The sequence below is a fragment of the Myxococcus sp. MISCRS1 genome (assembly GCF_026626605.1).
In the GTDB taxonomy this organism is placed as follows: Bacteria; Myxococcota; Myxococcia; order Myxococcales; family Myxococcaceae; genus Myxococcus; species Myxococcus fulvus.
This window is the reverse complement of sequence record NZ_JAPNKB010000001.1, coordinates 9,358,704-9,383,104: the sequence shown is the minus strand read 5'-3', so window position 1 is coordinate 9,383,104 and position 24,401 is coordinate 9,358,704. Positions and strand designations below refer to the sequence as shown.

Below are 24,401 nucleotides of genomic sequence, written 5' to 3'. Positions count from 1 at the left end.
GAAGAGCGGAAGCTCGCGCTGGGACGCTCCAGCCGTGGCGGAAGCAGGGTCGGCGAAGTACGGTGGGTCCTCGACATGGACTGCCAACACGCCTCACTTCGACCCACGCCGGAGCAGGACGCCTCTTTCGCCGCGGAGGCGCTCTTCGCGGGCGACCTCCCCCACGCGGCGTACCATGTGGGCTGCGCGCTGAGCACGGACGTCACCCGCCCTGAATGGTTGGACCTGCTGCGGCGCATCAAGCAGGACGCGGGCCCCGACCCGCTGCGAATCGTCCCCCTCCAGGGGCGCGTGTCCTTCGCCACCGTCGCCGTGCGCGCGTGGATGATCCACGAACAAGGTCAGCCCGCACAGGCCCTCGAGCTGCTCTCCCAGGTGGTCCACGCGAAGCGGGACACGGACTTCGTGCGCTGGGGACTCCCCTGGCTGGAGGCCGAGGGGGTCGCCGAACAGGCCCCCATCGAGCCCACGTTGAGCCTGCTGAGCGTCATCCTCACGCGGCTGGCGCCCTCCGAGCCGGGCCTGCCGCCCCGGGTACTCCAGGTGCTGGAGCGCCTCTCGATCCGGCATCGAACCCACTCGGCCGTGGCGTGGCTGCGCGGCACCCTGCTCCACCGCCTCGGCCGGCTGGACGAGGCGCTCGCCGTGGCCACCGAGGCCCATGCCACCATCCCGAACTGGCTCACGGCCATGCTCCTGGCCAACGTCCACCGCGCACGAGGCAGTGTTCCCCAGGCACTCGAGGCCTATCAGGCCGCGCTGCGCCACGACGCCACCCAGAACGCCACGCGGCTGGACATCGCGGACATGCTGCGTGAACAGGAGCGCTTCGACGAGGCGCTCAACTGGTATCAATCGGCGTTGAGCCATGAGCCGGGCAGCGCCTGGGCGCAGGCCTCCGTGGCCGCCCTCCAGTTCCGTGAGAGCAAGGAGCGCGCGACCCTGGAGCGCCTGCTGTCGGTGGCGGACACGACGTCCGGTCCCTCGCGCGAGAGCCAGCTCGCGGCCTCCGTCACGCGCGAGTTCGTGCCCTGGGTGGACTACCTGCCGCAGAGAGTCGATGCGGGCATCCACGCCCTGCGGCAGATGAGCCTCCAGCCCCCCGCGGCGTCAGGGAACACACCGCCGAAGGTGAAGTTCACCACCCAGTGGCTCGAGGCGCCCAGCGTCCAGCTGGCGTGGGAGCTCCATCGCGAATGGCGTGGCTTCCCCTGCGTCGTCGACGTCGTCGTCCAGCAAGTACAGCGGCCCGACCCGCGCCAGCCCATCGAGCCGGTGGAGCTCACGCTGTGGAGCTACACCGACACACGTCCGACGCGCGCGGTCCCGCCCCCTCCCGAGGAGGTGGGCACGGCGCTCGCGGAGCTGGCCAGCGCGCCCTTCCAGCTCGAGGACTGGTGGCGTGAGGCGGCACGGACGTCCCGCGCGTTGAGCGCCCACGAGCTGGAGAGCATCGCCCGCGCCATGGTGCATCCACCGCCGCCGCGAGGAAGCCACTCCACCTGGGCGTGGCTGCAGCGCGTCCAGCTGGCCGCGGCCTTCGTCATCGCGACCCGCGAGGAAGGCTGGCTCGACTCGCGGCGACGGACGCTCCTGCTCGCCCTGGCGAAGGGCCCCATGGACTGGACGGTGGAGGCCGCGCTCGTGGCGCTGGCCCACGTGGCACGGACGACCCCCGAGGCTCGCGCCGAGGTCCGCGCCCTCTTCCAGTCCCTGGACCAGCACACCCAGGACTACGCGAGCTACGAGTACGCCCTGGTCTGCGCCTGGCTCCAGTTGCCCGAGCTGCCCGACACCGAGCGCACGGCCCTCGAGCAGCGCCGCGAGCACATCGAGCGCAACGCAGGACCTTGAGGCCGCGAGGAGCCTCGGCACGGGCGGCCATTGAAAGACATGGCCCCCGTGCATGGCCCCGGGTGTGGGCCTCGGACCCAATCCCATCCAGGTAGGGCCACCGGGCGGGAGCTGGTCGGCCAACCGGTTGAGAAAAGATTGCCGGCGGCGTTAGTGTGCGGACTCCGGTCATGAAGCTCGGTGCCGGGGGGGCAACAAGGCGATGCGCAGGCTTCTTCAGGAGCTACAGGAGCGCCTCGAGGAGTTCATCGAGCAACGCGAGGACCTGCTGCTCCTGGTCCAGTGCTCCGAGAACGACACGGCCATCCTCCTCAAGCTCCTGCGCGACCAGGAACAGGCCTCGGACGTCGACGTCTTTCTTCTCTTCAGCAACGCCTTTCATCAACCGCGACAGTTCGTTCGCGAGGCCATCGAGCAACTCCAGGAGCAGCATGGCCTGGCATCCCGAGCGCTCCTCGACGCCGGCAAGCCTCCCCTCCCGGACTTTCCCCAGACGCTCCTGAGTCCCTCCCGGCCTCCTCGGGAGCTCCTCCAGGAGGCCATCGGCTTCGCGCGCTCCCTCTTCCCCCGAGAGGGAGGCCACCGGCTGGTGTGGGTCATGCTCCCCGAGCAGATCTCCGACGCCGCCGGTTACGCGGCGCTCGTCGCGTCGCTGGTGCCCCGACATGGAATCCAACCCTGGATGCAGGGGCTGCGATTGATTCTCAGGGACCCCAGACTCCCGACCGGGACGGACAAGAACGCCCCCCTCCTCCCGCGTGTCAGCACCCTCCCCGTCGACCTCGGCCCCGACGCGGTGCAGGCCAGCCTCCAGAAGGACATGGAGGACGACGAGCGCCCCCGCGCGGAGCGGATGCAGGCGCTGATGACCCTGGCCTGTCTGGACTACGCGCACGGTCGACACAAGGAGGCCACCGCGAAGTACACCACCCTGCTCGGCTATTATCAGGAGACCGAGAACCACTCGATGCAAGCCATGGTCATGCATGGCATCGGTGACGTGTTCCGCCGCACGCAGACACATGACCAGGCCCAGCACTGGTACGAATGCGCGCTGGTCCCCGCCATCGCGTCGAAGGCGCCCGTCATCCTGTCCGTCGTGGTGAAGTCCCTGGGCGAGTTCGCCTTCGAACGCAAGCGCTACAGCGAGGCGGAGCGCTACTTCGAGGGACTGGAGCAGGTTTCCGCTCGCATGCTCGACCCCGAGGGCAAGGCCCGGGCGCTCGAGTGGCTCGGGCTCTGCCGCGAGAAACAGGGCGACGCGAAGCAGGCCGTGTTGCGTTGGGAGGCCGCGGCCCACCTCAGCCGCAAGGTCGGCCTGCACTTCAACCTCTGCGCGAACCTGGAGCACCTGAGCCGCACGTATCGACACCTGCGCATGAAGGAGCGCCTGTCAGGGGTCGAGACCGAGCTCACGCACCTCAAACGCGAGGGACCCCACCATGCCTAACGTTCCCCCCGCGCCTCGCTACCGTTCACCGGAGCGGCCTCGCAATGCCCTCCACACCCTGTCGGAAGGACTCGGCATGGTGGCGGGCCTGCCCTCCATGGGCATCAACCTGCTCAACGAAGGCTTCGCCCTGGCCACCAACTCCGTCTCCCAGGCGCTCCCCTCGTTCCCCGCCGCCACGCTCGGGTCCATGGCCGTGGGAATCCCGCACGCGCACGTGCTGCATCCGCCCAGCGGCCCCCCGCCCGTGCCGCCCACGCCCATGCCCGTGCTCGGCGCCATCGCCCTGGGCACCTCGGTCCAGGTGCTCATCAACGGGATGCCCGCGGCGCGGTGTGGAGACCTCGGCTTCACGCCGACCTGCTGCGGGCTGCCGCCCATCTTCGAGGTCTTCACCGGCTCGTCCAAGGTCTTCATCGGCGGAGCGCGCGCGGCGCGGCTGCTGGATTTGACCTACCACTGCAAACCCGTCCCACCCGCTGGAGCCGCCGCGCGGGGCGCCGCGGCGGCACTGCAAGCGGCCAGCAAGGCCATGATGGTCGCCGGCATGGCCGCGCAGGTGGCCTCCATCGCGGGCGACGCCGTCGAGGCGGCTGGCGCCAGCGCGGAGGGCGATGCCGCCATGGCGGGGGCCTTGGGGATGAGCGCGGGGATGATGGCGGCGCAGATGGCCGCCGACGCGCTCGCCATGGCGATGGGCGCCACCATGGGCAAGGACGCCTGTGTCCCCCCGGGGACGCTGGGCGCCGTCACCCTGGGCGCGCCCAATGTGCTCATCGGCGGGTTCCCCATGCCCAGCTGGATGAACGTCGCGCGAGGACTGATGAAGCTCGTCAAGGGCCTGCGGGCCCGCGCCGGCGCACGCCGGGGTCGTCGCAACTCCGGGAGGAACCATTGAGCCCGCCGTCCCCACAGCCCACCTCCGAGGGAGTCGACCGCCGCGGCGGCGCCATGCAGACCGGACGGCGCGCCGTGGGACACCCGGTGGACGTCGCCTCTGGCGTGCAGTTCACCGCGGCGCACGACGTGGAGCTCTGGGGCACCGTGCCCCTCATCTTCCGCCGCACGTACAGCACGGACCTCCTGGACCAGCCCGCGTCCATCCTGGGCCGGGGCTGGCTCCACAACCTGGACGCTCGCCTGAGCCGGGACCTGGAGGGATTCCGCTTCGTCGGCCATGGCGGACTCGAGGTGTTCTTCGACGACCCGTCGGGGCGCCTCGACACCGGGGCGTCCCTGTTCAACCTCGGCGACTCGATGGAGCTGCGCCGCGAGGGCGACCGGCTCGTCGTCTATCATTGGCACGACCTGGAGACGGACGTGCAGCGCTACGTCTTCTCCGCGGACGACGGCGACCCGATGCTGCTGCGCGCGCTGGAGATTCCCTCCGGCCACGGGTTGTTGCTGAAGTATGACCGCGCCAAGCGGTTGACCTCCGTGACGCAGTCCGCGGAGCGCCGCGCGGTGCACCTGAAATACGACGCGAGCGGCCGGCTGGCCATGCTCCAGCTCGCCATGCCGGGAGCGGACGCGCCGCCGCCCGTCACCGTCGCCCGCTACGTCTACGACGCCAGGGACAGGCTGGTGGCCGTCCACGACGCCGCGGACGTGCCGATGACCTACGGCTATGACGCCGAGGACCGGCTGACGGAGGAGCGCAACCGCGCCGGCGGCGCCTACTTCATGAAGTACGACGCCCAGGGGCGCTGCATCGAGGCTGCGGGCGAAGGTGGCTACAACCTGCGCCGCTTCCAGTACGACGCCGTGGCGCGGCTGACACAGGTCACCGACAGCCTCGGCCACGTCACCGCGTACCAATACAACGCCCGGGGACAGGTCGAGCGGGAGATCCTCCCCAACGGAGGCATCCGCGCGACGGAGTACGACGAACACGGCCGCCCCGTCGTCGAGGTGGGCCTGGCCAAGGACGTCACGACCTACGTCTACGACGACCGCGGAGACGTCGCGACGAAGCTCTGGCCCGACGGCACCACCACCCGCTTCGAGTACGACGAGCACCACCAGGCGGTGTCCATCACCGAGTCCGGCGGCGCCGTCTGGCGCATGCGCTACGAGCGCGGGGCGCTCGTCCACGTGCTGGAGCCGCTCGGAGGCGAGCGCCTCTATGTGCGCGACGCGAACAACGACGTCGTCGCGATTCATACGCCCGGCGGCAATCGCATCCTCGTCTCGCGGGACCCGTCATGGACCGAGACGCGGCTGTCCGACGGCTACGGGCTCATCGAGCGACGCCGACTGGATGCCCGGCTCAACCCCACCGAAATCGAGGACGCCAGCGGCGCGCTCCTGCGCCTGCGCTACGACGTCCTGGGACGGCTGGTCCAGGTCGAACAACCCGACGGCGCCACGGAGCGGATGACCTACGACGCCGAGGGACTGCTGACCCGGCGGGTCGATGGCGCGGAGTACGTGCATCGGCTCGAGCACTCCGCCTTCGGGCAGTGCGTCCGCGCCATCGACCCCAATGGCCTCGTCTCCGAATACACCTGGGACACCGAGGGGCGACTGACGCGGGTGCGCAACCCCGCCGGAGAGCTGGCCACCTTCGAATACGACAGCGTGGGGAACCTGGTCGCGCAGCAGCGCTTCGATGGGGCCACCGAGCGCTTCGAATACGACCTGGGCGGCAACGTGCTGCGGCACCACAAGCCCGGCGGCACGGTGGTCGAGTCGACCTATGACATCTCCGGCAACCTGCTCCAGCTCACCTCGGGCACCCAGGACCTGCTGCGACAGAAGTTCGCGGCCCACGGGCAGCTCGTCGAGAGCTGGACGCCGGATGCCACCGTCCGGTTCGAGCGCGACCTGCTCGGACGGGTGACTGCGGAGGTCCAGAACGGGCTGCGCGTCCAGTACACGTACCACCCGAGCGGCGGCGTCGCGCGGCGGGAGTTCGAGGGGGCTCGCGCGGAGCCGCTCGTGTTGGACTACGACCTCCGCGGGCGACTGCGCTCGATGGGAACGGAGCACGGGACGTTCCAGTCCTTCCGTTACGACGCGCGGGACTACATCACGAGCCGCGAGCTGGGGCCGGCCCGGGAGGACGTGCGGTGTGATGCGCGAGGCAACCTCGTAGGGCAAAGCGTCCACGCCCCGAACCAGGAGCCGCTCGTCGAGCGCAGCTACGTCTACGCTCGCAACGGGGAGCTGCTCGGGGTCCAGGATGCGAAGTGGGGGTCCCGAGGCTTCGAGTACGATCCGGGCCGAAGACTGCTGGCGGCTCACGGGCCCTCCAGCATCGCCGGACGCTACGCCTACGATGAGCTGGGGAACCTGACGCGCAAGGGCCACCAGTCACTGAGCTACGCCCCCGGCGGGGTGCTCGTCGGTCATGGAGCGACCCGCTTCACCCACGGCCCCAACGGGCAACGGCTGCGCGCCACCGAGGGCGACCAGCAGACCCGGTTCCATTGGGATGCCCTGGACCAGCTCCGGGAGGTCCAACATCCTGACGGAAGCAAGACGACGTATGGCTATGACGGAACGGGGCGGCGCGTCTTCAAGGAGCACGAGGGACGCAGGACGTCCTATTACTGGGCGGGCAACGACCTGCTCAGCGAACAGGGGCCTCGGGGCGTCACGGACTACGCCATCGACAACTTCTGGCTTCACGCGCTCTGGGAAGACGGGGAGCTGCGCCATGCCATCGTGTCGCAGTTGGGAGTCCCCCGTGAGCTGCTCGACGAAGCCGGGCAGTGCGTCTGGCGCGGGGAGTACGATGCGTGGGGGAACCTGGTCCACCAGGAGGGCAGCGCGCGGGCGCCGTCCCTGAGGCTTCCCGGTCAGTTCTGGGATGAAGAGACCGGTCTCCATTACAACCGTTCCCGGTACTACGACCCGGCCGCCGGGCAGTTCATCTCCGCCGACCCCACCGGCTTCGCGGGGGGACCGAACCTCTTCCTCTATGCGCCGAACCCCATCGGCTGGGATGACCCCTTCGGGTTGAGGTGCGGCAGCAGGACCTCTGGGTGGAGTGTGTACGTGCTCACCCGGGGTGAGCCACCGCAGGTCGTCTACGTGGGGATCACCAACCAACATCCCCACGAGCGCCTCAGCCAACACCGCAGCGGGCACTCTCCTGGCAGCTTCGACCACATGCGTGTCGTCGCGACGGGGCTCTCGGACCGGCGTGCGGCGCGCAACATCGAAGGCTCGGCACTCTTCCACCTCGCCGTGCCCCCACCGGCCCCTCCGCTGCTCCTGAACCGGACCCGGTTGGACGGCGGTTACTGGCACAGCTACCGGAACAACGGAGACACGACCCGCCCCCTCATGTCAGCCAGCGCCACCCTTCAACAGCTCGGGAACAACATCATCACCCTTCCCAGGTAGGGTGCGACTGGGCACCCGACGCACTCCCCTCCGCCATGACCGACTCCCAGACCATCACTCGAGCCAGGAAGCTGTTGGAGAACGACGAGACCGAGGCCGCGCGCGACCTGCTGTTGAAGGCCGCCTATGGGCCCACCCTGGACGCGCGGGCGCAGGCCGCGTTCGAGGAGCTCTTCCCTGTCGAGGGCCTCTTGAAGAAGCAGCTGTCCGGCACCGTGAAGGACTTGAGGGCCAAGGACGTCGCGACCCGCCGCGAGGCCGCCGACACCATCGCGAAGGCGGCGCTCGCGGAGGAGTCCCGCGAGCGGGCCGCGTGGCTGAAGGACCCCAGGACCACCGAGGCGCTCACCGTGGCCCTGCGTGACGAGGACCCCCTGGTCGTGGAGAAGGCCATCGTCGCGCTCTCCGGCATCGCGGGGCGATACCTGGCCGACTTTCGTGCCTACCCGGACGTCCTTCCCTTGCTGGAGAGCAAGCGGCAGCTCACGCGCCTTCGCGCGGTCATCGCGGCATGGGCCCTGGCTGGCTACGAGGCAAGCCAGAGCGTCGTTCCCCGGTTCAAGGACAAGGTGGAGGCCGTCCGCGCAGTGGCCGTGGTGGGCCCCGCCATGCTCGGCGGCGAGGGCCGGGTCCCCGCGGCCGCGAAGAAGATACTTCGAGACCCGCTCGTCGCCGCCTTGAAGGACACGTCGCCAGACGTCCGGATGCGCGCCTCCCACTCGCTGCGCGTGCTCGGGGACCCCTCGGTCATCGAGCCACTGCGCGCGGCGCTGGCAGTGGAGACCAACGCCATCACCCGAGAGGCGCTCGAGAACAACCTCCAGGCGCTCAGCGCGAAGGGCGCGTGAGCCCCTGGTTCAGTTGATCTTGATGAGCGCGCCCGTGATTTCGTGCACGCCGATGGCCGAGGAGGTCACCTTGGGCCCGGAGATGGTGGCCCCCGCGGCCTCCAGCTTCACCGTGCTCGACTGAGCGCCCAGCCCCACCTCCTTGGAGCCGTTGATGGACACGGTTCCATCGCTCTTGAGCAGGATGCTCGCGTTGCCACACACGAGCTTCAGCTCCTGGCCCGTGCACGTCACCTCGACCTTGCCGCCGTCGAAGACCATCTGTCCGGAGCTGTTGTGGAGGGCCACCTTCTTGCTGGTCCCCTCCACGCTGATGCTCTCCTTCAGGGTGATGCTGCACTCGCCCTGGACGGCCTGGAGCTGCACGTCGCCGGTCATCACGTAGTTCTTGGTGACGTGCACGGACTTGTCACCCGTCACCTCCAGCGTGTCCTTCCCGCCAATCGCCTCCTGCCGGTTCCCCGTGACGGTGAGCTTCTCCAGGGTGTTGACGGTGGCCTCCCGGCCCGCGCTGAGCGTGAGGGTCTCCTTCCCGGTGACCCTCTCCGTGCGGGTGGCCTTGATGGTGATGTCCTCGTCCTTGTCGACCGTCTCCGTGCGCTTGCCCTTGACGGTGGTCGTCTCGTCCTTGTCCACGGACTTGGTGCGCTTGCCCGTCACCGACATCGACTGGTCGCCCCCCACCGTCTCCGTCTGGGAGCCGTCCACCGCGTTCGTCTGGTTCGCCTTCACCGACGTGGTGTGGTTGTGCAACACCACCTCGTTGAAGTCCTTCTGCGCGTGCAGGAAGATCTCCTCGGCGTCCTTGGCGTCCTCGAAGCGCAGCTCGTTGAACCCGTCGCTGTCCTTGGAGCTCGACGTGCGGATGGTGCTGCGCGTCTTGTGCTCGGGCAGCGCGTACGGGGGCGTGTTCTTCCCGTTATAGACGCAGCCCACCACCAGCGGCCGGTCCGGGTCCCCCTCCAGGAAGTCCACCAGCACCTCCATGCCGATGCGCGGCAGGAACACGAAGCCCCACCCCAGGCCCGCCCACGCCTGCGCGACGCGCAGGAAGCAGGAGCTCTTCTCGTCCCGCTTGCCCTGCCGATCCCAATGGAACTGCACCTTGATGCGGCCGTGCTCGTCGGTGTGGATCTCCTCGCTGGCCGGCCCCACCACCGTGGCCGTCTGCAAGCCCGCCATCCTCGCGCGAGGACGCCGACGCGCGGGCTTGAAGGGCACATCCAGCGGGATGCATTCGAACGTGTTGCGATAGCGCTCACGCTGCTCGCCCGGCGGGCGCAACGACAGCGAGTCCTGGGTCAGCTCCTCGGACGCGTCGCCGTGGTGCTCCACCCGGGTGAGCAGGTACCACTGGTCCAGCGCGGCGTGCCCATGTCCCGTCAGCTCGAACATGTAGCCCGGCGTGAAGCCTGTCACGTAGCCCTCGCCCAGGCCCCGCTTGCCGTCGGCCAGGAAGGCCTGACGGCGCAGCAGCTCCTGCTTCTGGGCCGGCTCGTACTTGTACTTCTTCTCGTTCGCGTCATACGGGCCCAGCAGCGGGGCGGGGTACTCGTAGGACTCGCGCTCCCGGCCCAGCTCGTCCTTGCTCCGGGACTCACGCGTCAAGTCGTAGTCGGGGTGCGTCCAGTTGAAGTCCCGCACCACCGTGCTGGTGGTGCGCAGCTGCTGCGAATAGTCGAAGTGGCGAAGACACTCATCCGAGGCGGTCGCCGCCTCCGGTCCCTTCACCGTGATGGGCGTCCCCATCACCGCCTGACACGCGGGCGACTGCTCGTTCTCCTCGATGAGGACCAGCTCCTCCTTCTCCCCCGAATGGTCGAAGTAGAAGACGATGCCCTCCTCCTCCATGAGGCGCTGGACGAAGTCCAGGTCCGACTCCCGGTACTGCACGCAGTACTCGCGCGGCAGGTACTCGCGGTTGAGCTCCAGCCGGAAGGGTCGCTCGAAGGGCTGCAGCGCCTGGGTGAGCACCTCCTCGAGCACCTCCGGGACGGTCTTCTCCTGGAAGATGCGCTGGTCCTTGCGCAGCGACAGCGACCAGAGCGCCGGCACCACGTGCGCGCGCGAGAGCAGGTGCCCCGCCTGGGTGCCCAGGTGCTCCACCCGGTGGACGATGCCGCACAGGCGGCGCGCGCCCGCCTCGTGGGCGATGAGCACCTCCGCCGACGAGCCGAGCAGCCCATCCACATCCGCGTCCAGGTGCTCGTTGGCCAGGTCCACCACGCAGGTGTAGAGCTCGCTGAGCCCTTCCCGCGCATGCAAGGACACCACGCGCCAGCCAGCGCCGGGCGCGGCGCTGGATTGGAAGGAGAAGCGCACCTTGTCCAGGGGCGCCTGGCCACCGAGTGCCTGGACCAGCCCAGACAGGGCCTCCACCCCGCCCACGGCGCCCAGGGCCCCCTGCGCCACGGCCGCGACCTGCTGGATGCGCTGAACCTGCTGTGTCGCCTGCTGAACCCCTGGCACCTGCCGCAAGGCACTCTCCAGTGGCTGCACCGCCTGGGCGGGCAGCACACCGGCTCGAGCCTGACGGGCGGCCGTCTCCGCGTCCTGGACTCCCTGCGCCGCTTTTCCAACATGGCGCAGCACGTCGTCTGATGAATCCGACACGCGGCATCCCCCCGTGGATTTCGAGAGCCTTCTGCGACGCTTGTCATATCGCAGCGGGCGCTGGCGAAAAAGGTGGCGCAAGCATTTGCGCGCCCCAGCTGACCCGCAAGGGATTGCACCGCGGCTGGCGAAGACAACCCCGCGAAGGGCATCGTCACGGCATGAACAGCTCCGCTTCTCCGTGGACCTCGTCGTTGTAGCCATAGCCGCCCACCACCAGCACCTTGCCCAGGGGCAGCAGCGTGGCCGTGGCATTCGAGCGAGGCGTCAACACGCCGCTGGTGGACGACCACTGTCCGGTGGCGGGGTCATACAGCTCGCACGGCGAGAGGAAGTAGAGGTCCTGGTACCCCCCGTAGCCTCCCGCGATGAGCACCTTTCCGGAGGGCAGCAGGGTGGCGGTGTGGGCCCCGCGCTTCTCCGCGAAGGGTGGCGTCTGTGTCCACGTCCCCTTGGCCGGGTCATAGCGCTCCGCCGTCGCCAGCGAGCCCTTCCCCATCTGCTCCGCATAGCCTCCCGCCACCAGCACGTCTCCGTTCTGCAGCAGCGTCGCCGTGTGCGCGCCGCGCCCAGACACCAGGGCTCCCGCGGAGGTCCACTGCTCCGTCGCCGGGTCGTAGAGTTCCGCGCTCTGGAGCGGGGCCGAGATGCCCGACGCATGCGCGAAGCCGCCCGCCACCAACACCTTCCCCGAGGGGAGCAGGGTCGCCGTGTGCGCGGCACGCGCCGTCGCCATCGGCCCCGTGCGTGACCACGTCCCCAGGACGGGGTCATACAGCTCCGCCGTGGCGAGTGTTCCATGGTCATCATGCCCACCGGCGACCAGGACCTTGCCGGAGGCCAGACGCGTCGCTGAGTGCAGGTCCCGTCCCTTCTCGAGGCGGCCTCCGGTCAGCCACTCCTCCCGGACAGGGTCGAAGCGCTCCACTTCCGCCACGTGCTCTCCTCCGTTGTAGCCGCCCACGACCAGGACGCCGCCCGAGGCCAGCAGGGTCGCGGTGTGGCCATCACGCGCCACGCGAAGCGGGGCCAACGCGCGCCAGGTCCCCGCCACGGAGTCATACCGCTCGACCGCGGAGAGATAGGCGCCCGAGGAGACCAACCGGTTGCTGCCACCCACGACCAGGACCTGGCCGCTCGGCAGGAGCGTGGCCGTATGGTTCCCGCGCTGCACGAGCAGACGGTCCGCGTTCGTCCACGTCTTCGTCCCCGGGTCATACACCTCGGCCGATGCGAGCTCGCCTCCCGCCCCCTGCCCCCCCACCAGCAGCACCTTCCCCGCATCCAGCAGGATGGCCTCGTGGCCATGTCGGGCCGCCGCCAGCGGCACCGTTTGGGACCACGTCCCGGTCTCCGGGTCGAAGAGCTCCGTCGACGCGAGCGCCTCACCGCGCGCACCGAGCCCACCCGCCACCAGCACCTGGCCGGAGCGCAGCAACGTCGCCGTGTGGCCGTAGCGGGGTGTCGAGAGTGCCGGCCCCGGCGTCGCCGCCCGCTGCGCCACATCGACCAGCACCGTCGAGCCCAGGGCCCCTCCCGCATGCCTCCCGCCCGTCACCAACACCCGCCCGGGGGAGAGCGACGTCGCCGTGTGGTCGATCCGCCCCTCACCCACCGCGTCGACCTGCGTCCACGTCTCCGTCGCCGAATCGTAGACATCCGCGCTGGTCGGATACCCGCCGCCCTCCGTCGTGCCTCCGGTCACCAGCACCTTCTTCCCCGCATCCACCACGGTGGCCACGGGGTGGTTGCGGGCCACGGGCGCGCTGGCGGTGGTGCTCCACTTGGGCACCGGGTCGCCTTCATGCCCCGGGAAGTACAGCTCCGAGGTGGTGACCACCGAGTTGCCATCGAAGCCACCCGTCACCAGCACCTTGCCGCTCTCCAGCAGGGCCGCGGCGTGGCCATGGCGCGCCGTCGAGGGACTCGCCGCGGCGGTCCAGGTGAAGTCCTCGCTCACCAGCTCCGCGCTCTTCAGCACGCCACTCGCGTTGCGCCCGCCCGTCACCAGCACCGTGCCCGTCACCAGCCGCACCGCCACGTGGTCGACTCGCGGCGTGGACATCCTCCCCGCCGCGGCCCAGGTCTGCGCCCTGGCGGAATAGCCCTCCGCGACATCCAGTGGGCCCCCCGAGGACTCGCCTCCCGTCACCAGCACCACGCCGGTGTACAAGAGCGTCGCCGTGTGGCCCGAGCGCGCCACCGTGAGCCTGCCCGTGCCGCTCATGGTCGGGCACTCCGGGATGCCGATGGCAGAGAACGTCACCTGCGTGGATGCCCCCAGCTTGCTGCTCGCGGTGAGCGTGAAGGTCGCCGCCGGTGGAGGGATGCACTCCGGCGCGGTCCATTCCACCTCCGTCGTCGTGGCCGTGTCGCGCGCCTGGCCCAGGCTCCCCACGTTCGAGGACCAGGTGAACCGCAGCGGCTCACCCGCCGGGTCCTTCGCGCCCGCCTGGAGCCGCAACACCCCCTTCTTCTCCACGTAGAGCACCGAGGGGGGCACCTGCTCGAAGGAGGGCGTGCAGACCTCCGGGTGACGCTGGCACCAGGTCTTCTCGCCCGCGTCGAAGTCGACGCAGCCCGCGAGGAGCATCAGGGCGCCCGACAACAGCGCGACGAACCAGGCGTGCGTCTTCACGGCCACCTCCCGGAGACGAAGGCCGACGTGCCATCCGTCCCCAACACCAGCCCTGGCTCCCGGGGCCGCGACGCGCCTCCCCAGAGATACAGGCCCGCGGCCACACCCAGCCCCACCACGCCCGCGCCCGCGAGCACCGCGCTCACCGTCTGGTAGGTCCTTCCCCGCGAGGCCGTGTCCTTCATCTCGGACATCGTCGCGGGCGCACCGGACGCCTGCGTCAGCTTGGAATGCTGCCCTCGGGCCAACATCCACGTCACGCCCGAGCCGACCAGCAGCCCTCCGCCCACCGCGCCCGACAACCACACCCGCCGCGGGATGGCGGCGCCCTGCCCGGACCCCACCGCATCCGACACCTCCGCTGTCGCCAGTCGCGTGCCCTCCGGCTCGCGTGGCGGCGCCGCCGCTTCCAGCTCACGCTTCACCCGTCCTCGCAGCGACTCGAAGCGCTCGGAGACCTTGGGCGAGACGGAGAGGGGGAGCTTCGCGTCCGGCTGGAGGAACAGGGCCGCCTTGAATGCCGCGTCGGACGAGTCCGGCTGCCCGAGGTCCGCCAGGATGACGCCTTCGTAGAGTGACAACAGCGCGTCGTCCGACTGGCTCTTCGACAGCCGCTTGGCCCGGGAGATCTGCTCCAGCGCCTGCTCGTACTCGAGGTCGTTGTAGAGGCGGGTCGCGGCCAGCACATAGGGCCGCACCGCGCTCTGCTCCTGCGCCCGCCCCGGGACGGGCGCGAGCGCGCCCCCCAACGTCAGGCACATCACCACCACGTGAAGGGGACGCGTCCGCACAGAGGTCTTCATGGGCTCCACGGGCATTCAATCCGTCGTGAAGCCCCAGCTGAAGACAGACACCGGCACGCTGGCGACAGGGGCCCGCGGGACTGTCGTGATTCCGACAGAAACTCCGACTCCGGTCTTCCGTGTCTGGAGAAAGCTCGGCCCCAGACAGAATGCCTCCTTCGAACCTTGGTCCCGGTCCTCCGCTGCGTCGTGCGCCTCCGCGCGGACGTCCACGCCATGGCGGCTGTCGACGAGTCGAAGGTGGCCCGCGAGTGGGTGCTGGAGGAAGGGCGGGCGAAGCTGCCAAGAGGACTCGAAGCGCCGAGAATGCGTGACGGGCACCTCGGAGGAGCGGGTGTCCCCTCTCGGCGGAGGCGCGTTCACCCGACGCATGCGTATCGCGATGGCAAACATGCGTGACGAGCCAATACAAGGATTGATTAACCCGCATGCAAAGGAGGCGATATGCAACCTACTGGACAAAGCCTCACGAAGTCTTGCCTTGGAGACGCTGTGACGAACCGGGTTGCCCTGTTGATGGGAGTCATGGCGGTACTGGCCGGGGCATGCAAGGAGTCCTGTCGAGGCCACCGTGGCTAAGCGTGCGCGCGAGAAGTGGTTTTCGGCCCACATCGTCTTGGTGATCGTGCCGAAGGCGCGTGCCCGTCGTGCCGCCTTGGATGTCTGGGAGAACATCGTTCTCATCAAGGCGGTGAACGCGGCCGCGGCCAAACGCAAGGCAGCCAGTATTGGTCGGCTTCACGTCCGACGAAGCAAGACAGACGCCGATATCGAGTTTCGCGGCGTTCGAGCCGTTGTTGACGTGCTGCCCTCGCCAACCGGCAAAGCCGACTGGAATGAGATTCTTGAAAGCGGCGCGGAGGTCTCTTGCAACAAGCTGCAGTTCGCTTCACCGACAGAACTCTCACGATTCATGAAACTGCGGAAAGCCAAGGTCGAGTTGCTTTGGTAGGAGAACCAGCAGCATCAGCACCACCCCACCCCGGGCCCACCGTGCTACGAGGGGCCCCATGTCGAAGACGCCGCCCCCTCCCCGCCCTCCTGTCGTTCTCGTGGGCGTCCAGTTCCCCAGCGTGTCGGACACGGAGCATGCCGCCGACCTCGCGGAGCTGACGCGACTGGTGCACACCCTGGGCTACGACGCCGTGGCGACGGTGAGCCAGCGCCGGGGCGCGCTCGCCACCGGGACGGTGCTCGGCAAGGGGAAGCTCAAGGACCTGGCCGCGCTCACCGGGGGCCCGGGCGTCGTGTCGTCGGGCGCGCGTGACAGGACCAGCAAGGCCCGCGCGAAGTGGGAGGCCGCCGAGGAGGAAGGCGCCGAGGACGCCGCCCCCGTGCCGACGGGCGAGGCCACCGAGGAAGCGGGCGCCCCCGTGGAGGACGACGAGGACTTCGACGCGGAGGATGAGGAGACGACCGAGGCCGGGCTGGACACGAGCGGGCCGAGGCCCACGATGGTGGTGGTGGACCACGAGCTGTCGCCCAGCCAGCTTCGCAACCTGGAGAAGGCCACGGGCGTCCCGGTGATGGACCGCACCGGCGTCATCGTCGACATCTTCCACCGGCACGCGCGCAGCCACGAGGCCCGCATGCAGGTGGAGATCGCCCGGCTCAGCTACCTGGCGCCCCGGCTCCGGGAGTCCTCGGGCGGGAGCGAGCGACAGCAGGGACGCGGCTCGGGAGACTCCGCGGTGGAGCTGGACCGGCGGAAGATTCGAGACCGGCTCGCGGAGCTGCGCGCGGGCCTCGCCGCCATCGAGAAGGAGCAGGACCAGCGCCGGTACGCCCGCCGCGAGCAGCTCCGGGTGGCCCTGGTCGGCTACACCAACGCGGGCAAGTCCTCCCTGATGCGCGCGCTCACCGGGAGCGAGGTCCTGGTCGCCGACCAGCTCTTCGCCACGCTGGACACCACCGTGCGCGCGCTGCATCCGGAGACACGCCCCCGCGTGCTCGTCTCCGACACCGTGGGCTTCATCCAGAAGCTGCCGCATGACCTGGTCGCCTCGTTCCGCTCCACCCTGGACGAGGCGCTGGAGGCGTCGCTGCTCCTGTACGTGGTGGACGCCTCCGACCCGACGTGGCCCTCACAGCTGGAGGTCACCCGGACCGTGCTGCGTGAGATTGGCGCCGACGTGGTGCCGAGCAAGCTGTTGCTCAACAAGTGCGACCGGCTGGAGGAGGCCGCTCGCGACGCCCTGCGCGCCGAGCACCCGGACGCGGTGCTGCTGTCCGCCCACCGCCCCGAGGACGTCGCCAGCCTGCGCCTGGACATCCTCCGCTTCTTCGAGGCGTCCATGGTGGAGGCCCAGTTGAACATCCCGTACTCGAGCCAGGGACGCCTCGGCGAGGTGTATGAGCACACCACCGTGCTGGCCGAGGAGTACGACGAGCACGGCCGGAAGCTGCGCGTGCGCGGCCTGCCCGCCGCGATTGCAAGGCTCACGCGCGCCTTTCCCGCGGAACAGACGGAGCCAGGCTGATTCCCATCCAGTACGTCGTGACACTCGGCCATTGAGAAAACAGGGCAACGATTCAACAGACGGACCGTGCGTTCATCTGGCGGATGGTTGTCCGTGCATTCCTCTTGTTAGGAATCCGGGTCCACCTTGAAAAGGGGTTCCCGATGTCTCACTGGAGAAGTGTCGTCGCATTGGTCGCGGGGTTGTGGAGCACCACCTCGCTCGCGCAGGCGCCCGTCTTCCGCGCGGAGCAGGGCCGCGCGGGGCAGCTTCGCGACGAGCGTGGCCGAACCCTCTACCTCGTCGACCTGGAGGAGTCCGCGACGCACGCGTTCCTGGCGAAGGCAGCGCCCCCGGCCGACGGCTTCGACAGCCACCACGACCTGCCGACCCGGCACCTGGTCAATGACTTGCGTCTGGCGCACGCCGTCACGCCCACGCACCTCGTCAGTCACGTCGGGAAGAGCTTCTCGGCCTATCTCACCGAGGAGCAGGTGGAGCGGCTGAGCAAGGACCCTCGCGTCAAGCGGCTCACCGAGGACGCGCCCGTGGACTTCAGCGCCGTGTGGAGCAACTCCGGGACGACGACCGTCACGCCCTGGGGCATCCAGGCCGTCGGCGGTTCACAGACGAGCAATGGCTCGCGCACCGTCTATGTGCTCGACACCGGCGTGGCGCCTCACACGAACCTCCCGTTCCTCGAGCGGCTCGTGGCCATGCCCGGCAACTCCCCCACGGGCTGCTATCCGCACGCGACGCATGTGGCGGGAATCATCGGCGCCAGGCCCACGCCCCAGGGCGGAGTGGTGGGCGTCAACAAGGGAGCGCGCATCGTCTCGGTGGCCGTCGGACAGAATGAGCCGGGCGTCACGACCTGCTCGTCCGGGGGGACCTATGTGGGAATCGGGCTGGGGCTGGACCTCATCTATTCGCGCATCCTCGCCTCCGGCACCGTCGGCATCATCAACATCTCGATGAACGGCCCCGACTTCAAGGAGGGCAGGACGCTCGGCGACAAGATGCGGGTCCTCGCGACCCCGAACCCGTCCGTGGGATATCCCGGCGCGTTCATCGCCCAGTCCGCCGGGAACGACCACCGGGATGCGTGCAACTCCTCGTTCAACACGCCCAGCCCCAGCGACGGAATCATGGTCGTCGGCGCCATCGACAGCAACGCACAGCCTGTCCAGCTGCTGGCGGGCGTGAACGCCATCCGCAACCAGCCGCTCGCGGGCGATGGCGCGGGCTCGAACTACGGCCGGTGCGTGGAGACGTGGGCTCCCGGCAACGTCATCCGCTCGACGTGGCCCGGAGGCTACGCCGACCTGTCCGGCACGTCGATGGCGGCGCCGCACGTCGCGGGCCTCGCCGCGTTCCTCGCGGAATCGCAAGGACTGACGACCCCCGCGCAGATCGAACAGGCGGTCCGGGCGCGCCACGTGACGAACTCCGGCTCCACCGCGACGGTGCCCAACCTGCAGCTTCAGTCCGTCATCGCCCAGCCTACGGTGGCGCTCGGCAACAACGGCCTCGCCGGCCACTTCCAGCAGTACAACAGCGACCCGTTCATCCTGCGCTACGGCTCGAGCGGCGCGGCGCGCTGCTCCATCAAGACCTATCGGAACAACGCCCTCCAATCCCAGGCCGTGAACCTCACGCCCAACGGCACGGTGCCCACGGCGCCGCAGACACCGGGCCAGTACCGGTGGGTGCTGGAGTGCGCGAACGCCGCCAACACGCGCCTGGCCACCAGCCAGATCACGGCGACCATCGTTCGGGGCATCACCAAGGTGGTCTGGGTCATCAAGAGCACGAGCACGGGCAATGTCCCGCAGGAGTTCTCCGGGGCGAGCGTCCGCATCGACACGAACCGGTTCTCCTGGGCCCCTGACACGATGGTGTCCCAACGCTACGAGAGCGTGGGCGCCGACGCGTGCGTGGTGACGACCACGGGGCTCAGGAACTTCGGTTGGGACCCTCATGAGCTGTGGAGCAGCGGCACCTATCCCCCGTCGCTCGACTTCGGGACGCTCCTGCTGGGCAACCCGGCCACGCTGCCGGCGCCCGGGCCCTTCGACCTGATTCGCTGGCACGTCGAGTGTACCAACGCCGAGGGCAGCTCCCTGGGCGCCACGATCCACGGCTTCCAGAGCCTCTGAGGCGAGCACGCACACAGGACGCCGGGATTCCCAGGGCGGAGGCCCGGCATCCCTGGGCGCGCGTTACTTCACGCAGTTGCCCCAGCCGCGCTTGCCGTTCATGACGGACATCTCCCAGTAGCGCGTGCCCGCGTTGTAGTCGACGCTCACGCCATCCGTGAAGCTGTTGTCATCGAACTTCCCGCCCACGCCGGAGAGCGCGCACGCGACGCCGCCCGGGTTGTACGCCAGCGTCTCCGTGAAGCCGCCCGGGTCCCCGGCGATCCACAGCCAGCCGCCATGGTCCTCGGGCACGTTCACGCAGACGGCCCGGCCGCCGCCGGCACCCGACAGGTTGCCACCCAGGTACCAGTTGAGGCCGTCGTTCCACACGCGCACGTAGTCGGAGTTCGACGCGAAGCCGCCGGACGCCGTCACCTGCGTGAGGAAGCAGCGCCGCTGCGCCGTCACGGCGCCGAGCAGCCGGGCCGCCTGGCCCTGGGCCCAGGACATCTCCGTCGTCCGTCCGGCCGACGTGTAGATGCACTGCACGCCCACTCCCAACGCCTTGCTGTTGTTGTGGCTCACGAAGAGGATGTAGTCGCCCGCGGACTGGAGCACGCCACCGGTGGCCCAGCGGCCCGCCACCGCGGGCTTCAGGTTGCCTTGCAATCCCGAGAGGAAGCACGTGCGGCCCGTCGTCGGCCCGATGTTGGTGGACGTGTAGCCGTTGGCCGTGGTCCCCCACCAGTAGGCGTTCTCGACGCCGACGGCCTGCGTGGTCTCGCCCGTCTCCTCCGCCACGGGCGCGGCGGCGCCCTCGGTGCCTGGAGCCTCCTGCTCCACGCCACAGCCCACCGCGAAGGCCGCCAGAGGCATGGCCAGACACCAGCGCTTCATCACAGTCATCCGGTTCATCGTCCCAACCCTTTCCAGAGAGACATCGGAACGCTCCTCGCGTGACGCCACGGGATGCGGCGCAGCGGGACAGAGCGGGTTGGCCCCTGAGCAACGGGGGTGCCAGCGGGCGCGCCCTCGGAGCACCTCCTTCCTCCAGCAAGCGTTGCCGTGAATGCGTGCGCTGGGCGCGGCAAGGCCCGCCGGGGGACGGCAGGGATTGCCGTCCACGAGCGAGCCTGGTTCAGGAACGACCCCTCCCCCAGTGAATCCTTCTTGACAGAGAGTCGCACTGCGGGCGAGATTCCTCTTCACCATGAACAATCTCAGCTCACTCCCCAAGTCTCAGTCGGCTCGGTCTCCGCAGAACGTCGAGACCGAAGAGTTCAAGCTGGAAATGCTCGACTGCGGCCCTGGCTATACCTACTCCAACAGCGAGGCGGTCTGTTTCAGCTGCTTCTGTGGCAGCGGCTGTCTGTGTGGCTGCACGGGCACGTCCGACCCCTCCGCCTGATTCAACGCCCGGACGCCGACGCCCCGTGGTCTCTTTGCGTGAACTGCCATTCCTCGGCGTCGGCATCGGCTTCCGGCCGGAGCTGCAGAAGGAGCAGTCGAGGCATCTGGATCGGATCGACTGGTTCGAGCTGATCGCCGACCGCTACCTGCGCTCCGTGCCCGAGAGCATCGAGCGCGCCCGGGCCATGAAGGGCCGTCAGGCGCTCGTGCCCCATGGTCTCGAGCTGTCCGTCGGGACCGAGGGGCCGCTGGACCCCGCCTACTGTGACGAGGTCGCGGAGCTGGTGCGCACGCTGCGCGCGCCCTTCTACAGCGACCATCTGTGCATGACGAAGGCCGGGGGGTTCGAGATCGGCCAGCTCACCCCGCTGCCGTTCACGGAGGCCGCCGCGCGTCGAGCAGCCCGGAAGGCCCGCGACATCCAGCGGATGCTGGGCGTGCCGTTCCTGCTCGAGAACGTCTCCTACAGCTTCGCCTTCCCCAGCCCGATGACCGAGCAGGCCTTCGTGTCGCGGGTCGTCACCGAGGCGGACTGCGGCCTGCTGCTGGACCTCACCAACGTCTTCATCAACTCCCAGAACCACCGGTACGACCCGTACGCCTTCCTGGAGGCGCTCCCCCTGGAGCGCGTCATCCAGATCCACCTGGCGGGGGGCGAGAAGCACGGCGGACGCTGGGTGGACAGCCACAGCCAGTCCGTCGACGCGCATCCGGAGGTGTGGCGCCTGCTGGAGTACGTCGTGGCTCGCAGCCCGGTGCGCGCCGTGCTGATTGAACGGGACCAGAACTTCCCCGAGGAGTTCCAGGAGATGCTCCAGGACATCGAGCACGCCCGGGACATCCTCGGACGCCGGGGCACCGTGGAGCCCCCGCTCCCCGCCGCCCGTCCGCTGGACCTGGACGCCTCCCCCACGCCCCTGCCCGTGGATGAGCCGCGCTTCCAGGCCGCGCTGGCCCGCATCATCGTGGACCCGGGCCTGCGCCAGCGCTTCCTGGAGGCGCCGGCCGCGACGTGCGCCGCGCTGGAGCTGAGCGCGCCCGCCACCGAGGCCCTGCTCCAGGCGGGCCCGGCGCACATCGACCTGTTCGGGCGCGAGGTCGCCGCCAAGCGCTTCGCCCTGCTGGCCAAGATCGCGCCAGCGACGCTCAAGCTGCTCCAGAAGGAGCGGCTGCTGCACGGCCTCACCACCCGCTTCGTCGCCACGTACCTGCCGCGCGAGTCACGGGAGTATCCCAATCGCTCCGTGCGCGACGGCTTCTGGCTGTTGGACCTGGTGGAGCAGCTGTTCACCGACGGCGAGCTCCAGCTTCCGCACCTGCGAGACATCGCCCGCTTCGAGCGCGCCCAGCTGAGCCTCTACTCCACGCGGCCCCCGGTGGAGAGCGCGCTGGCCGCCCGCGCCGCTCGGGACGCGCGCCCGGAGCCCACCGACGCCGAGCTGCTCACGGCGCGCCCCCATCTGGGTGCCCACACACGGGTGGAGCGCTTCGGGTGTGACGTCATCGAAGCCATCCGCCGGGTGACGAGCGGGGCCTCGCTGGAGGACGTCGCCACCACGCCCACCCTCATCCTCTTCCTCAAGGCGCCAGGCTGGCGCAACGTGCAGCCCCTGGGCATCAACGAGCGCACGGCCACCGTGCTCTCGCTGTGCGATGGCCAGTGCACCACCGAGGAGCTGCTCGCGCGGCTCGCGTCGCGGGGCTCGCCAGGGGACAAGGACCGGACCGAGGCGGGGGGGCTCAAGCTCATCCGGGACCTCCATCGCCTGGGCGCCGTCATGCTGGACTTGGGCTTGAAGCAGTGAAGGTCGGGCGCCCGCCACCAGGAGCATCACTTGCGCATCTGTGCCGTCATGAAGTACCCGCCGATCCAAGGCGGGGTGAGCGCCCAGTCCTATTGGATGGCACGAGGACTGGCCGAGGCGGGCCACGAGGTCCACGTCGTCACCAACGCGGACGAGGTGGAGCCGGAGCACCGCATCATCTTCGACGAGGATGACCGGGAGTGGCTGGCGCCCGCCTTCGGGCAGGGCCGCGTGCATCTCCACGGCACCGAGCCGCTCTCCCCGACGCTCACGCACATCCCCCAGTCGAATCCCTTCACGGGCAAGCTGGCCGGCAGCGCGGCGGAGGTGGTCCGTCGATATGGCTGCGACCTCATCTACAGCTACTACCTGGAGCCCTACGGCGTGGCGGCGCACCTGGCGGCGTCCTGGACGGGCGTGCCCTATCTGGTGCGCAACGCGGGCAGCGACGTCGGCCGGCTCATGAACCACCTGGGCCTGGCCACCACCTACCGCGAGGTCCTTCGCCGCGCCGACGGCATCTGCTCGGGCAGCCCCTATCCCTATCTGGGCATGGGCGTTCGCCCCGAGGCGCTCTACCGCGGCCCTCCCTCCCATCTGCCACGCTCGTGCTTCAGCCCCCAGGTGGTCCCGCTGGACATCCCCCTGCATGCGGCGCGCATGCAGCGCGAGCATCCGCACCTGGTCTCCAACGCGCGCCCCATCGACCCCGCCGTCCCCATCATCGGCGTGTACGGCAAGCTCGGCATCGCCAAGGGCTCGTATGATCTGCTGCGCGCGCTCGCGCGGCTCAAGGCCGAGGGGCGCCGCTTCCAGCTCGTCGCGCTGGCGCGCAGCCGCAACATGGACACCTACTTCCGGGTCCTCGAGGAGCTGGGGCTGGCCGCCAGCACCTGGGTGCTGCCCTTCGTGCCGCACTGGAAGGTCGGCCGCTTCATCCGCGCCTGCCGCGCGGTCTGCTTCCTGGAGCGCGACTTCCCCATCACCTTCCACGCGCCCACCGTCCCGCGCGAGGTGCTCGCCTCCGGGACCTGCCTCATCCTGTCGGGGGAGATCGCCAGCAAGCAGCGCTTCCGCGAGCGCATCATCGCGGGGGAGAACGCGCTGGTCGTCCCCGACCCCAAGGTGCACGCGGACCTGGCCAATGCCCTGCGACTGGTCATCGACGACGCGGCGCTGGCGGCAAGCATCGGCCAGAAGGGCGCGGAGCTGCTCGTCGACGGTCGTGAGGAGCAGCCGGCGGGCCGGGGCTACGAGCCCATCTTCCAGGACGTCCTCGAGCGGCGTGGCGGTCGTCCCTCCACCCTGCCCCTCGCGGACCGGGGACTGCCCGAGACGCGGGAGGAGGCGCTGCGCACCCTCGTCCCCGCCCTCTTCGAGGCGCTCGGGGCGCGCGCCGGCGCCGCGGTGGAGTCCTTCGTGTCGGCGCACCCGAGCCCCGGGGCCGGCTGCTTCGCGGACGCCGCGGCCTTCTGCGAGTGGGTCCTGAACCACCAGACACAAGGGGACGCGCAGCTGCGGGACGTCGCCCGCTACTGCGAGCGCCTCGTCTGGCTGGGGACGACCCGCGCCGAGGAGGAGCGCCTGCCCCTCTACGACCGCGTGGACCGGTGGGGCGCCGACAATCGGAACGCGCCCATCCAGGCGATGCTCCGCCTGGTGCCCACGCGCTCCAACCTGCTGCGCATCGAGCGGTTCGAGGTGCTGCCGCCCGGGCTCCCTCCCGGCAGGGAGGGCTCCGGCCCCGGCGCGTGCATCGTCGTCTTCCACAAGCAGCCCAACATGAACGGCCACCACTTCCGGGTGAACACCTGGACCGCGGGCCTGCTCGAGCGGTGCGACGGGACGAAGACGGCGCAGGCGCTCCTCGACGCGGAAGCCGCGCGGACAGGGCGCCCCGCGGAGGAGCTGGAGCGCCCCCTGCTCGAGGCCTTGCAGCTCTTCCATCAGAAGGGCCTCATCGTCCTCTCGGCGCCGGACAGCTCCATCAACGTGGCGTTCAGTCACGCCTGAGCCCGAGCGACCTG

General features: G+C 69.6%; 14 protein-coding genes. 10 read left to right on the top strand and 4 right to left on the bottom strand.

Annotated elements, in window-relative coordinates; all coding sequences use genetic code 11:
- Positions 1-75: 75 nt before the first annotated feature.
- From OWM54_RS37685 to OWM54_RS37665, 5 genes are all read left to right on the top strand, one after another.
- On the top strand, positions 76-1,854 hold the full coding sequence (locus tag OWM54_RS37685; RefSeq protein ID WP_267700511.1) for a tetratricopeptide repeat protein: 1,779 nt from the start codon (positions 76-78) through the stop codon (positions 1,852-1,854).
- 202 nt (positions 1,855-2,056) lie between these two features.
- Positions 2,057-3,304, top strand: a complete 1,248-nt coding sequence (locus OWM54_RS37680; protein WP_267700510.1) for a tetratricopeptide repeat protein — start codon at positions 2,057-2,059, stop codon at positions 3,302-3,304.
- On the top strand, positions 3,297-4,202 hold the full coding sequence (locus OWM54_RS37675; RefSeq protein ID WP_267700509.1) for a PAAR domain-containing protein: 906 nt from the start codon (positions 3,297-3,299) through the stop codon (positions 4,200-4,202). The genes OWM54_RS37680 and OWM54_RS37675 overlap by 8 nt, the downstream gene beginning before the upstream one ends.
- 53 nt (positions 4,203-4,255) lie before the next feature.
- Positions 4,256-7,657 carry an RHS repeat-associated core domain-containing protein gene (locus tag OWM54_RS37670; RefSeq protein ID WP_267700508.1) on the top strand — a complete coding sequence of 1,134 codons (3,402 nt, stop codon included), beginning with the start codon at positions 4,256-4,258 and terminating at the stop codon, positions 7,655-7,657.
- Positions 7,658-7,692: 35 nt separating this feature from the next.
- The gene (locus OWM54_RS37665; protein ID WP_267700507.1) at positions 7,693-8,505 is read left to right on the top strand and encodes a HEAT repeat domain-containing protein; all 813 of its coding nucleotides are present in this window, start codon (positions 7,693-7,695) and stop codon (positions 8,503-8,505) included.
- 9 nt (positions 8,506-8,514) lie between these two features.
- On the opposite strand, the gene OWM54_RS37660 is transcribed toward OWM54_RS37665, so the two are convergent.
- The 3 genes from OWM54_RS37660 to OWM54_RS37650 form a co-directional block, all read right to left on the bottom strand.
- A complete protein-coding gene (locus OWM54_RS37660; RefSeq protein ID WP_267700506.1) occupies positions 8,515-11,118 on the bottom strand; it encodes a type VI secretion system Vgr family protein in 2,604 nt (867 codons plus the stop codon).
- A 154-nt stretch (positions 11,119-11,272) separates the two neighbouring features.
- Positions 11,273-13,756 (bottom strand): kelch repeat-containing protein, encoded by a 2,484-nt coding sequence (locus OWM54_RS37655; protein WP_267700505.1) that lies wholly within the window; start codon positions 13,754-13,756, stop codon positions 11,273-11,275.
- Positions 13,753-14,559, bottom strand: a complete 807-nt coding sequence (locus OWM54_RS37650) for a hypothetical protein (protein ID WP_267700503.1) — start codon at positions 14,557-14,559, stop codon at positions 13,753-13,755. Before OWM54_RS37650 ends, OWM54_RS37655 begins: the two co-directional genes overlap by 4 nt.
- 571 nt (positions 14,560-15,130) lie before the next feature.
- Between OWM54_RS37650 and OWM54_RS37645 the strand changes: the two genes are divergently transcribed.
- From OWM54_RS37645 to OWM54_RS37635, 3 genes are all read left to right on the top strand, one after another.
- Positions 15,131-15,511 (top strand): hypothetical protein, encoded by a 381-nt coding sequence (locus tag OWM54_RS37645; RefSeq protein ID WP_267700502.1) that lies wholly within the window; start codon positions 15,131-15,133, stop codon positions 15,509-15,511.
- A 58-nt stretch (positions 15,512-15,569) separates the two neighbouring features.
- The gene (hflX, locus tag OWM54_RS37640; RefSeq protein ID WP_267700501.1) at positions 15,570-17,039 is read left to right on the top strand and encodes a GTPase HflX; all 1,470 of its coding nucleotides are present in this window, start codon (positions 15,570-15,572) and stop codon (positions 17,037-17,039) included.
- 143 nt (positions 17,040-17,182) lie between these two features.
- On the top strand, positions 17,183-19,177 hold the full coding sequence (locus OWM54_RS37635) for a S8 family serine peptidase (RefSeq protein WP_267700500.1): 1,995 nt from the start codon (positions 17,183-17,185) through the stop codon (positions 19,175-19,177).
- 63 nt (positions 19,178-19,240) lie between these two features.
- Here OWM54_RS37635 and OWM54_RS37630 read toward each other — a convergent pair whose 3' ends face one another.
- Positions 19,241-20,074 (bottom strand): hypothetical protein, encoded by an 834-nt coding sequence (locus OWM54_RS37630; RefSeq protein WP_267700499.1) that lies wholly within the window; start codon positions 20,072-20,074, stop codon positions 19,241-19,243.
- Between the two features lie 527 nt (positions 20,075-20,601).
- On the opposite strand from OWM54_RS37630, the gene OWM54_RS37625 reads away from it, so the two are divergent.
- Complete coding sequence (locus OWM54_RS37625; protein WP_267700498.1) at positions 20,602-22,374, top strand: DUF692 domain-containing protein; 1,773 nt, start codon at positions 20,602-20,604, stop codon at positions 22,372-22,374.
- Positions 22,375-22,404: 30 nt separating this feature from the next.
- A complete protein-coding gene (locus tag OWM54_RS37620) occupies positions 22,405-24,387 on the top strand; it encodes a glycosyltransferase (RefSeq protein WP_223747492.1) in 1,983 nt (660 codons plus the stop codon).
- Positions 24,388-24,401: the final 14 nt, after the last annotated feature.

Bases quoted from the DNA above. Each gene is read 5' to 3' on its own strand.
- OWM54_RS37630 (WP_267700499.1), bottom strand. From the start codon at position 20,074: ATGAACCGGATGACTGTGATGAAGCGCTGGTGTCTGGCCATGCCTCTG.
- OWM54_RS37675 (WP_267700509.1), top strand. From the start codon at position 3,297: ATGCCTAACGTTCCCCCCGCGCCTCGCTACCGTTCACCGGAGCGGCCT.
- OWM54_RS37685 (WP_267700511.1), top strand. From the start codon at position 76: ATGGACTGCCAACACGCCTCACTTCGACCCACGCCGGAGCAGGACGCC.
- OWM54_RS37635 (WP_267700500.1), top strand. From the start codon at position 17,183: ATGTCTCACTGGAGAAGTGTCGTCGCATTGGTCGCGGGGTTGTGGAGC.
- hflX (WP_267700501.1), top strand. From the start codon at position 15,570: ATGTCGAAGACGCCGCCCCCTCCCCGCCCTCCTGTCGTTCTCGTGGGC.
- OWM54_RS37670 (WP_267700508.1), top strand. From the start codon at position 4,256: ATGCAGACCGGACGGCGCGCCGTGGGACACCCGGTGGACGTCGCCTCT.
- OWM54_RS37650 (WP_267700503.1), bottom strand. From the start codon at position 14,559: ATGAAGACCTCTGTGCGGACGCGTCCCCTTCACGTGGTGGTGATGTGC.
- OWM54_RS37680 (WP_267700510.1), top strand. From the start codon at position 2,057: ATGCGCAGGCTTCTTCAGGAGCTACAGGAGCGCCTCGAGGAGTTCATC.
- OWM54_RS37665 (WP_267700507.1), top strand. From the start codon at position 7,693: ATGACCGACTCCCAGACCATCACTCGAGCCAGGAAGCTGTTGGAGAAC.